This window comes from Helicobacter cinaedi PAGU611 (assembly GCF_000284635.1).
Lineage (GTDB): Bacteria > Campylobacterota > Campylobacteria > Campylobacterales > Helicobacteraceae > Helicobacter_C > Helicobacter_C cinaedi.
In genome coordinates this window covers 322,512-333,868 of record NC_017761.1, presented here as the reverse complement: position 1 = coordinate 333,868, position 11,357 = coordinate 322,512, and the positions used below count along the sequence as shown (strand labels likewise).

At 39.5% G+C, this 11,357-nt stretch carries 10 protein-coding genes and 1 tRNA gene; all 11 read right to left on the bottom strand.

Annotated features, from left to right (window positions below; genetic code table 11):
* Positions 1 to 7 precede the first annotated feature (7 nt).
* Positions 8 to 2,200 carry an LPS-assembly protein LptD gene (locus HCN_RS01660; RefSeq protein ID WP_232501872.1) on the bottom strand — a complete coding sequence of 731 codons (2,193 nt, stop codon included), beginning with the start codon at positions 2,198 to 2,200 and terminating at the stop codon, positions 8 to 10.
* The gene (locus HCN_RS01655) at positions 2,197 to 2,670 is read right to left on the bottom strand and encodes an RDD family protein (protein ID WP_014666359.1); all 474 of its coding nucleotides are present in this window, start codon (positions 2,668 to 2,670) and stop codon (positions 2,197 to 2,199) included. Before HCN_RS01655 ends, HCN_RS01660 begins: the two co-directional genes overlap by 4 nt.
* The gene (purD, locus tag HCN_RS01650; RefSeq protein ID WP_014666358.1) at positions 2,667 to 3,947 is read right to left on the bottom strand and encodes a phosphoribosylamine--glycine ligase; all 1,281 of its coding nucleotides are present in this window, start codon (positions 3,945 to 3,947) and stop codon (positions 2,667 to 2,669) included. The genes HCN_RS01655 and purD overlap by 4 nt, the downstream gene beginning before the upstream one ends.
* 309 nt (positions 3,948 to 4,256) lie before the next feature.
* Positions 4,257 to 4,994: a tRNA pseudouridine(38-40) synthase TruA gene (truA, locus tag HCN_RS01645; RefSeq protein WP_002957184.1), complete on the bottom strand. Its 738-nt coding sequence runs from the start codon at positions 4,992 to 4,994 to the stop codon at positions 4,257 to 4,259.
* Entirely contained in the window at positions 4,994 to 6,013 is a 1,020-nt protein-coding gene (locus tag HCN_RS01640) for an LptF/LptG family permease (protein WP_050982831.1), read from the bottom strand. Before HCN_RS01640 ends, truA begins: the two co-directional genes overlap by 1 nt.
* Entirely contained in the window at positions 6,006 to 6,671 is a 666-nt protein-coding gene (locus HCN_RS01635; protein ID WP_002957186.1) for a prepilin peptidase, read from the bottom strand. The genes HCN_RS01640 and HCN_RS01635 overlap by 8 nt, the downstream gene beginning before the upstream one ends.
* Before the next feature lie 24 nt (positions 6,672 to 6,695).
* Positions 6,696 to 7,328 carry a protein-L-isoaspartate(D-aspartate) O-methyltransferase gene (locus HCN_RS01630; RefSeq protein WP_014666356.1) on the bottom strand — a complete coding sequence of 211 codons (633 nt, stop codon included), beginning with the start codon at positions 7,326 to 7,328 and terminating at the stop codon, positions 6,696 to 6,698.
* Between the two features lie 42 nt (positions 7,329 to 7,370).
* Positions 7,371 to 8,111 (bottom strand): carbon-nitrogen hydrolase family protein, encoded by a 741-nt coding sequence (locus tag HCN_RS01625; RefSeq protein WP_014666355.1) that lies wholly within the window; start codon positions 8,109 to 8,111, stop codon positions 7,371 to 7,373.
* Entirely contained in the window at positions 8,101 to 9,147 is a 1,047-nt protein-coding gene (locus HCN_RS01620) for a ribonucleotide-diphosphate reductase subunit beta (protein WP_002957189.1), read from the bottom strand. Before HCN_RS01620 ends, HCN_RS01625 begins: the two co-directional genes overlap by 11 nt.
* Positions 9,148 to 9,244: 97 nt before the next feature.
* A tRNA-Leu gene (locus tag HCN_RS01615) sits at positions 9,245 to 9,329 on the bottom strand.
* Positions 9,330 to 9,421: 92 nt separating this feature from the next.
* The gene (dxs, locus tag HCN_RS01610) at positions 9,422 to 11,341 is read right to left on the bottom strand and encodes a 1-deoxy-D-xylulose-5-phosphate synthase (protein ID WP_014666354.1); all 1,920 of its coding nucleotides are present in this window, start codon (positions 11,339 to 11,341) and stop codon (positions 9,422 to 9,424) included.
* Positions 11,342 to 11,357: the final 16 nt, after the last annotated feature.

Below are 11,357 nucleotides of genomic sequence, written 5' to 3'. Positions count from 1 at the left end.
TTCCTCCTTATTCTTTGAATCTATAAGTAAAGCCCGTGTTTGCCAAAGGCACAAAACGGAACTCAATCTTTACATATTGATTTTTAATTGGCGTAATTTGATTATCTGCTGTAAGTGTTGGGCGGATATCTTGAGCAAATTTCAAAGCCACACCAAAACACCGAATGTCTTTGGAGATTGTAACATACCAATCCTTTAAATACCCAAGTCCCACATCATAGCCCACATTCGTATTTAAACGAAAATAGCCAAAATCATAGCCCAATGTCCCACGAGCAAAGCCTGTATTGCCCTGTGGTGAATACAAACCAGAGCTTAAATATAATGGATCAAGCTTAAAATAATAAGTGAGATTAGAATCTAGCCCCCATTTGTTAAAAGATGCATTAACTGAAGCTTCGCTGATTGTTTTTCTTATATATGAATAAAACACCGAACCGCTAAAATTTAACCCATCAAGTGGGGAGAATCCCAGCTCATTGCGTAAGACTTGAGAGCTATTTAAAAAACTATCTTGCATAAACAATCGCTGATACATACGCCAATAGAAAAGCTCCTTGCCATTTTTACCATAAAAGTATTGTGAAAATTTCAAATCCACTTTATGCTTATTTTTCACAACATCAACAATATCACTTGGATTCCAAATCACAGCAAGTGCCTCTTGTGGTAAGCCCTGATTAATAAGCTCATTATACGCCTCATATCTATCATCATTCACGGCTTCAGAAGTGTATTTATACAACGCGCCACTAAAAAGAGCCTCAAAATGCAAGGAGTGAAAAAAATGCTTATATGGACGCGCAATGTCAGAGTTAATCGAGACATTATAACTGCTCACGCTGTAATTGATATTTTTCCCTAATGGCTGTTTTAAAGCGTCAGTTATCCCTTGATAATCTTGCAAGGACACAGAAGTCGCATAAGCATCTATATTTGCCCCAAGTGATATATAATCGTTGAGTATTGGTAGAGCTAAACCGATAGGCAAAGACATTGTATTTTGAAAATACCCATAGCCTGAAGGTCGCGTAATATGCTTACTTTGAAAATCAAAGGTATAAAGCAGATTCCTAAAAAATAGAGAATCTGTGTAGTGGTGGTAATGCAGTTGCGGTAGGGCTTGAAAAGTTTGACTATTATCCACCTTAGATAAGTCAAGGTAATATTTAAAATATGTCCCAAAATAGTGTTTGTTGGAATTAAGAAAATAATTCACACGAGATTCATATAAACGCGTATTAAATGCGGCATTAAGGCTTCTTAAACGCATATACTCTAAATCATTCATATAAGTAATATCAGCAAAAAACCCGTCCTTTATATTGTCATTATTCCTTGCAAAGATTCCCTGTGTGTCATATTTAAAAGTCCCACCATAAATGTATTTATTTTTAAGGTTATATAGCGTTGTGTATTCATCTGTATTTTGAAAATAACGCGTTTGTAAAATGGCAACCTTATTATCCCTATCAGCAAAGCGAAACTCTAAATCCCCTCCAGCCCCACGCTGTGTCCTTATCTGTGGGGCGATTGTCATATCCCAGCGATCATATGGTGCAATAAAAAGAGGCTGCATATACATAAAGCCTTGCTTATTGCTTAAAGACATAGTGGGGGTGAGCAGACCGCTTTTCCTTTTATTGCCCGTTGGTGCGACAAAATATGGCAGATAAAACACCGGCACTGCCCCAAGATAGAATCTAGGATTCCACACGCTCATATATTCTTTATCTGTATTGTATGTGCCGGAGCTTACATTCATATGCCATAATGGATATTGTATATCGCAGCCTGAAATCACACCATTTTTGAAGTGATATTTGCCATCTTGCCCCTCACTTTGCTTTGCCATAAACCACATTCCAACGCCACTTTGCAAATACACATTTGACATCTGCGTGTGCTTATTATCCATATTCACATCTACTTGTTCCACATCTAAATACACTACATCGCCTTGATAGATTTTAGCTCCACCTTCTAAATATGCTTGTCTAGTTTGTTTGTTGTAGATAATTTTATTGGCGACCATATATATATCACCATAGAATAAAAACGCATTGCCCCTAGCCGTTACAATATCACCACTCGCACTGACATTATCAGCGGACAAATCAAACTTATCTGCCTTTTGTGTAGCGTGTAATACGCCTACTAAAACGCATAGCAAGAATCCAAAAAAAATAGATTTTTTCAATAGGCAATCACCAAAGTTTTAGCGATTCTATCGTGCAGTGTCCGCACAAACCTATCAGCAAAACCAAACACATAAGTGATAAAAAGCAAACTCTCACCCACATACTTCCCACACGCGCGAAGCAAGGCAGATATAAAACTTGGTTTATCAAACAAATCTACACTCACAACTTTAATCTTACAAATAATCTTACCAATACTACTTCCATAATACCACACAAAAAAAGTATCATAACTGATTTTTAAAATCCACACCTGCCAAGTGAAAGCCATTACAAAAGCTCTCACACTCTCATAATCCACATTACCAGAAGAATCGCTCATTTGTGAGAGTGTATCTAAATGGATAAGCGCAAAAATAAAAGAGAGTAAAAATACATCAATAAACCACGCTAGAATCCGCAAACTCCTATCAGCTATCCTAAGATTCTCCCGCTCCAAAATTTCTAAGAGCTTTTCATCATTATTCATCTGCCTAATGCCCTAAATGCAATATCATCTCTAAAGTGCATACCTTTAAAAGAAATATGCTTCATAATTTCATAAGCATTATCTCGTGCTTTTTCTAAACTCTCCGCTAACCCTACAGCGAGTAGCACACGCCCACCACTTGCTAGAATCTCGCCAGATTCTGCTTTACTCACTCCCGCATACACAATATGCCCTAGATTTTTATCAAAATCTTTTACAGCAATAGGCACAGCAGGACTTGACTTATAAGGATAGTCTTTTGATGAAGCCACCACGGCTACAGCACATTTTTCAATCATCTTGCATTCAAGCTCTGCGATTTTCCCATCAATTGCGTGAGTTACAATATCAAACAATGGTGTCTCTAGTAGCGGCATTAGCACTTCACATTCAGGATCGCCAAAACGCACATTAAATTCAAGCAAGTATGGTGTCAGCTCATTATCCTTCTCACACACCATAATCCCGCCAAAAAGCACCCCCACAAATGGACTTCCCTGCTTACGCATCATATCTAGTGTAGGCGTGATAATCTCTTTCTTAATCTTTTCAAGCAAAGATTTATCGCATAAAGGTGTAGGTGTATAAGCGCCCATACCACCGGTGTTTGGACCATTATCACCTGATAGTAACCGCTTGTGATCTTGACAGGCTGGAAGCATAATAAAATCCCTGCCATCACTTACGGCAAAAACGGATAGCTCATAGCCATCTAAATATTCTTCAATCACTACACGCATTCCAGCATTGCCAAACGCCTTGCCGGAAAGCATTTCCTTTGTATGAGCAATAGCTTCATTATGACTAAGGGCTATAACAACACCTTTTCCTGCACATAATCCATCAGCCTTTACCACAATCGGCGGTGTGAGCGTGTGGATAAACTCACTTAAAGCATTAATATCATTGGACTGCATATATTTTGCTGTTTTGATTCCTGCTTGTGAGACTAAATCTTTCATATATGCCTTGCTAGATTCTAACCTAGAAGCCGCTAGAGATGGACCAAACACACGCACATTATGTGCTATCAAAAAATCACTTAGCCCCTCACTCAATGGTGCTTCAGGACCGATAATCACAAGTGTAATATTGTATTTTTGTATAGATTCTAAAATATCTGTATGTTTTGTAGCGGGGATATTGACACCTAGTGCGTGTGTGCCACCATTGCCCGGGGCAAAATACAAGCATTCCACTCTCTTATCATCTTTTAGCACAAGTCCCATAGCATATTCTCGCCCGCCATTACCGATAATCAATATATTCTCTCGCATACTTTTTCCTTAAAGATTCTAAAACCCCCAAATGAGCGTTACCCCATTGTGCGTAGCCTAAAAAAGCCACAAACAGAGCTAAGAGAATCTCATTAGGCGACAAATCCTAACCACGCAAATGGCTCAAGCAGAAACACCGACACACAGAAATTACTACGATTAGCTCAAAAATCTTTTAGTAACAGACTAGCGATATGAAAGGAAAGACGCGTCATCTAGGTTGGGCGACATTATAGCAAATGAGTTTTAAAAGAATACTAAACCAAACTGATTAGGGGCGTGTAATTAAACCTTTAAACTTTTAAGATTCTATTTTTTTATTTTGCTATACCCCACACCACAAAGATATAAGCCATTTGGGCTTATGGGGAAGTTATAATGTCTTTTTTTAGCTTGAATCTGCTCTTGCAGACTTTCTAAACTTAGCTCACCGCGACTTACGCTTAATGCCGCACCCACCATTAGTCGCACTTGGGAACGCAAAAAGCCATTGCCCTTTATATACACAATATCTAAGCCCTTATGCTGATAGCTAAAAATTCTAAAAATATCACGGATAGAATCTTTTGTAAAAGAGCCATTTTTCTTAAACAAAGCAAAATTATGCTTCCCCTTAAACATACTCAAAGCAGATTGAAACAACGCCCTATTGCCTATTTTTTCATAGCTCACATAGGCTGATTGAAAAGGACTTGGAGCGTGAGAGCTAAGCAAAAAGCGATAAGCTCGCCACAAAGCGTGGAATCTTGGGTGAAAATCTTCATTCACTCTTTCCAGTCTCCGCACCGCAATATGCGGATACAATTTAGCATTCAGCAGATTCTGCAAGGTGTGGCTATCCTCAAAATGCCTAGATTCAAAGCTAATGACCTGCCCTGTGGAATGCACACCCTTATCCGTGCGTGAAGTCCCTAGAATCTCGCCCCTTATCCCCACACGCGAAAATCCATCTTGCAATGCTCCCAGCACACTTGGCTTATGCTTTTGTAAGGCAAAGCCATAAAATGCACTGCCATCATAGGAAATCACAGCCTTGTATCGTGGCATTAATAAAACCTTGCGATAAATTTTTTATACAGAAAAAATCCGCCAAAAAACCACAAAATCGGTATGCTTATCATTCCAACAAGGGCAAAATTATCCGAAGCGATGTGCATAAGCACAAAATATAACGCCACAGAGCCAATCACATAAAAATACGACATATTAGATCGAAATCGCGGATTAGCAATGCCAAAAAGCGGAATTAAAAAGATAGAAACTAAAGGAAAAAGTGAGACCATTACAGCTTGAGCGAGTTTGCGGAGTTTTTGGCGAGATTCAAGGCTAAAGGCTTCTTTCCAATAGGCTATCAAGTCATATCCGCTAAGCTGTGGCTCACTAACATTTTGTCGCACACTCATTGTATTATAATCCACCCTTTTTATCTCCTCGGGTGCGGCAAAATAGGCTTTGCCCGATGTGAGATTTAGCTCAAACAAGCCTTGATTATTATTTGTTTGCCCAGATTGCGCGACAATAAAAGTATCGCCCTCAAAGCCATTTTCCGAAAATAGCACGAGATTTTGATATTTGCGATTATCCACACTATCCACATACACAAGCCAATCACCAAGCTTTTGCCCAAACTCACCGGGTTTAATATTTACATCAATATCCGCCTTTTTTTGTGCTACAAAATTTTTAGACGCACTTGTGGTTAAAGGCAGCAAAATAAATGAAAATACAAATAAAACCAAAGTGGCAAGAAGTGTAATAGGCAAAAAAAATCGCACCATATCAAGTGGCTTACTCCCAAGTGAAAAGCACACCATAAGCTCATAATCATACGCTAGACGCGAGATTCCAAGCACAAGTGCGGCAAAAAAGGTAATAGGGATAATAAAAAACAGACTACTTGGGATAAGATACATAAATAATGTCCCTAAATCTAAAAAGCTCATTTTCACTACATAAGTCCGCCCAGCTATGTCAATGAGCAACACCACAGAAGCGATAAAAAACAGCACGAGAAAAAATGGGAAAAAAATCTGTGCAAAAGAGCTAAAAAGATATTTTTTAAGCATTGCCAAGATTCTCGCTCATAACAAAATGTAGCCATATAAAATTCAGCAAAACACCCACAAAAATAAAAAAACAAAATGGAAGCTTAAGATTCACAAGATTTACTTTGTAAAATACCCTTAAAACAACCGCATAAAAGAGTGCGACAATACTACCTAAAAATACAGCCACAAATGCATCAAGCACCCCAAAGGCAATGCCAATAGAGCTTAGCACAATTATATCTGCCTCCCCGATAATATCCTTTTTCGCCATAGATTGATACATAATTTTGAGTGCAAAAAATACTCCACCAACGCCAAAGCCAAGTAACACCCTTTGTATGAAGCTCTCTTGCATAAACATAGAATCTAAAAAAGCAAACACTACACACACTAAAAGCAGTAAAAAATTTAGCACATCAGGCAAGGCAAGGCATTGGATATCAATGAGACCAAGTAACAATAAAAGCATAAGCACCACATAAACCGCCCCAGCTTCAAGCCAATAAAGCATTGCAAGTGAAAAAATAAACAACAGCATAAAGTAGATTCTATACCGAGTGGAAGCAAAAGTCGCTCTAAGCAACGCGGAAAAATGCGTATAAGTGCCACTATACAAATGAATAAGCAATACCCCAATAAAAGCATAAAACAAAGAAAGAGAGATAAAGCCTAGCATATTTTTACCCCTTTTGCCCCAAAGCTACCTTACCACACCATTTTGCACATCAACAAATAAGCACTCCTCAAGGCTTTCACCCTTATCTAAAACCCCTTTAACTTTTCTAAATCGCTTGATAATCTGTCGCCCCACATCAAGCATAGGTGCGACAATAGTGCCACCATCTTCAAGCTGATTCACAATCCCTTGTGGAATCTCTCTCGCACACGCTGAAAACAATATTGCATCAAAAGGGGCATATTCCGCCCAGCCCTTTTGCCCATCATCGAGTTTAACAAAGATATTATGCACTTGTAACGCCCTAAAACGCTCCCTTGCTTCACTTAAAAGCTTATCAATGCGTTCAATGCTAAAAACCCTGCGAAACATTTTTGATAATACCATTGCTTGATACCCACTCCCACAGCCAATCTCCAGCACAGAATCTCCACCATTTGGAGCGAGATATTCCGTCATTTGAGCCACGGTCAAAGGTGAGCTAATCCATTGTGAATCTACCATTGGCAAAGCATTAATCTCATAAGAGAGATGAGCAAAAGCAGGAGGGACGAATATTTCACGATTAACGCTACTTAGGGCTTGTATAACTTTGGGCGATAATGGGAGTTTTGCCTGTATCTCATCACACATTTTTTTTGCTAGTTTTCTATACATAGTCCCTACACGCTTTCCTTACACACTGCCCTGCTTATGCTTTTATACATTAATCTGTATGCCCGTATTGAGATATTTTCTCATACGCGAAGTTTCATTTATATCCACCACTTGGGCAATATAATTTTTCTTATCATTTTTATATACAACGCCATAAGGCGTGATGATTGAGCTTCCCTTTGCCATAGTGTCATTAGCACTATTACTCGCCACAACAAAAGCTTGATTCGCCACAGCAAGGGCTTGGGATAGAATCTCAAAGTGATTTTTTCTTGCCTTGCCCCATTGTGCACTTACAAAAATCACATCTGCCCCTTTAATTTGCTCCCACAACTCAACAAAACGCAACTCAAAGCAGATTAAAGCCGCACATCTTAGCCCATCTATCTCAAAAAAGCCTATCTCATCTTTATCCCCTGCCTGAAAATGCAACTGCTCATCACCTAGTAAAAAGAGCTTATTTTTACTCTGCTTGTGAATCACCTCGCCTTTATGAAACACTTTAAGATTATTAAAAAACTTTTTATTTTTCTTTTCAATCATTGTGGTAATAAGCGTATTTTTATACTTCGCACTGCATTCTAAAAGTCGCTCTGTGGCGAGTTTAGAAAACTCACTTGCTTCTTCCATACGCTGATAGGCAAAGCCACTTAGCACTACTTCAGGTGTGCAAATAATGGCATCTTTACCACATTGTGCGACAAAATCCTCCACCTGTTTCAAATTCCTAGCAAAATCCTGCCCCGTCTTTATCTGCATACAATAAAGTTTTTTAGAAATCATCAAAATTAATACTCCCCTTTGAATAATTTGTAACCTTAGCTTCAAAGAAATTTGTTTTTTGGTCATTAAAGCTTGCAAACTGCTCAACCCACTTAATAGGATTTTTTGAATGATAAATCTCTCTTAACCCCACCGCCCTTAAACGCATATCTGCAAGGTATTGAATATACTCTCGTATAATCTCCGCAGTCAGCCCTAGAATCTGCCCTTGCGTGATATATTCTCCCCACACAGATTCTATTTCCACCGCCTTTTGAAACATCGCTATAACCTCTTCTTCAAGCGAAGGAGTAAAAAGATGTGGCTGCTCCTTTCTTAAGGCATTTATCATTTGCTGAAACACAAGCAAATGCGTTACCTCATCTCGCTGGATAAAGCGTATCATTTGGGCAGAGCCTAGCATTTTACCACTACGAGCAAGTGTATAAAAATATGAGAATCCACTATAAAAATATATACCCTCTAAAATTTGATTCGCAAAGAGTGCTTTAAGCAGATTCTGCTCTGTTGGTTGTTTGCCAAGCTCAATATACACATTGGCTATATGGTCGTTTTTGCTCCTTAGCTGCATATCCACACGCCACATTTCATAAATCTCATCTGTATTTGCCGAGATAGATTCCACCATAACCGCATAGCTTTGTGAATGCAATGCCTCTTCAAAAGCCTGACGCACAAGGATAAGATTAATCTCTGGGCTTGTGATGTAGGGATTAACATTATCAATAAGGTTATTTGTCTGTAAAGAATCCATAAAGATAAGTTGTGCTAACGCCCTATCATACCCCGCTTTTTCTTGGGCAGTTAGCCCATCGGCATAATCACGCTTATCGCCATTGAGATTAACTTCCTCAGGAAACCAAGTGTTTGCGAGCATTGTTTTCCAAAGATTATAAGCCCACTGATATTTGATTTTATTCAAATCAAACATACTTGTAGGATTCCCGCCAAAAATCTTACGATCTTTTACGCTCTCTTTAGATTCTGGATTATAAATTTTTTTGCGTTCAATATTTTGAGGTTGAGCTGTATCCATTACGAAGACCCTTGAAAATTTTTAAGAATGCGATTGTAGCAAACTAAGACTTAAAAACGACATATAAACAAAAAGATTTGGGGAAATAAAAAAGAAGTGGTGCGGGAAAGAGGACTTGAACCTCCACGCCTTGCGGCGCCAGATCCTAAGTCTGGTGCGTCTGCCAATTTCGCCATTCCCGCAAGCGTTTATTAGGCTTAAACCTAAAAACAAGGTGGGGATTTTACTTGATTATTCTTTAAAATTTTCTAAAATCACCCATAATTGCCTAAAACTATACGCCAACCCATTGTTTAATAGAATCTGCTAGGCTTTGCGTTCCTAGCCCAAGAGCAGATTCTACAATACCACTATTGCCGTGGGGAATAAAGCTATCTTGTATTTCAAAGCTTTTAAATGCCACATTCAGCAGATTTTCTTCCGCCATAAACTCAAGCAAAGCACTCCCCACACCGCCCATAGCATAGCTATCACTCAACACGCAAATATGCGTATGGCTTTGACACAAAATTTTAAGCCTCTCTTTGTCAAGGGGCTTTACAAAACGCAAATCAAGCAAGGTAGGATTTAGCCCAAATTCACGCAAAGATTCTCGCACATAATACGCTCTGCCTACGCCATTCCCATAGCCTATAAGCAGAATCTTTTCTCCTTGAATGAGTAGCTCCGCCTTGCCTAGCTCAAATGCCCTAGATTCAAACACGCCATCTTCTAACACAAATTTTGAACGCGGATAGCGAAAGGCACAAGGGGCATTATCGCAATGATAGGCAAAGTCAACTGCTTGAGCTAAACTTGCATTATCGCGTGGGGCAAAAAGCACAAAGTTAGGAATAGAGCGTAAGTAGGCAATATCAAATAGTCCTTGATGTGTCTCGCCATCTTCACCCACAATCCCCGCCCTATCAATGCAAAATCGCACAGGCAACCCTAAGATTCCAACATCGTGTATCAGCTGATCATACGCACGCTGCAAAAAAGTAGAGTAAATCGCCACAAATGGCTTATAGCCCTCCTTTGCCATTGCCGCCATTGAAGTAACCCCGTGAGCCTCGCAAATCGCCACATCCCAGAATCTTTGCGGATATTTTTCAATCAGTCTATCCATTCCCGTCCCGCTTGGCATAGCTGCGGTAATGCCTACGACCAATTCATCATTGCAACAGGATTCTAAAGCCTTTGAAAAGACCGCTGTTGGGGCGATTTGAGTGGATTTTTTAATCACAGAGCCGGTGCTTATATCAAAAGGAGCTACGCCGTGCCACTGCTCAAAATGCCCTTCAGCTATCTCATACCCCTTGCCTTTAAGCGTTTGGGCGTGGATAATCACGGGCTTTTTCATCTCTTTTGCCCTTTGTAGTGTATTGATAATGAGTTCAATATTATGCCCATCAATGGGACCTACATAATCAAGCCCTAGCTCTTCAAACAAAATCCCGGGCGTGATGAGCTTCAAAGATTCTTCAAAGCGTTTAGCAAGGTAAGTCGCTGAATCCGGCATTTTTTGTAAGACTTTTTTAATGCTATGGCGTGTTTTTTGATACAGCGGAGTAGTAAGAATCTGTGAAAGATAGTTGCTTATTGCACCTATGGGCTTAGCGATACTCATCTCATTATCATTTAAAACAATCACCATTGGGTATTTTCTATCGCCTAGTTCATTGAGTGCTTCATACACGAGCCCCGCACTCATTGACCCATCGCCTATCATAATCACAGGCATATATTCATTATTTTGTAACGCCCTAGCCTTAGCCGCCCCAACGCCCAAAGAAATAGAAGTAGAGCTATGCCCAGCGATAAAATAATCACTCGCAGATTCTTTAGGGTGGCAAAATCCACTTATACCCCCATACTGCCGAAGTGTGCTAAACTCACTAAAACGCCCGGTTAGAATCTTATGTGCGTAAGCTTGATGAGACACATCAAAGATAAAAGGGTGCTTTGTTGCATCAAAGACGGCGTGCATACCTATAATCAAATCTACCGCTCCAAGTGTGGAGCTTAAATGTCCGCCATTGGTGCTCACCACTTCTAAGATTCTTTTGCGAATACAGGTTGCCACGCTTTTAAGCTCATCTAAAGACATTGTCCGCAAGGTATCAAACACACTCTCTTTGGCTAGACACACATCTAACGCCCTAGAATCTAAATCCTTTGTCTCATTCAATGCCGACACCTTTGCCATTTCCATTTATCTTTCCTAGTCT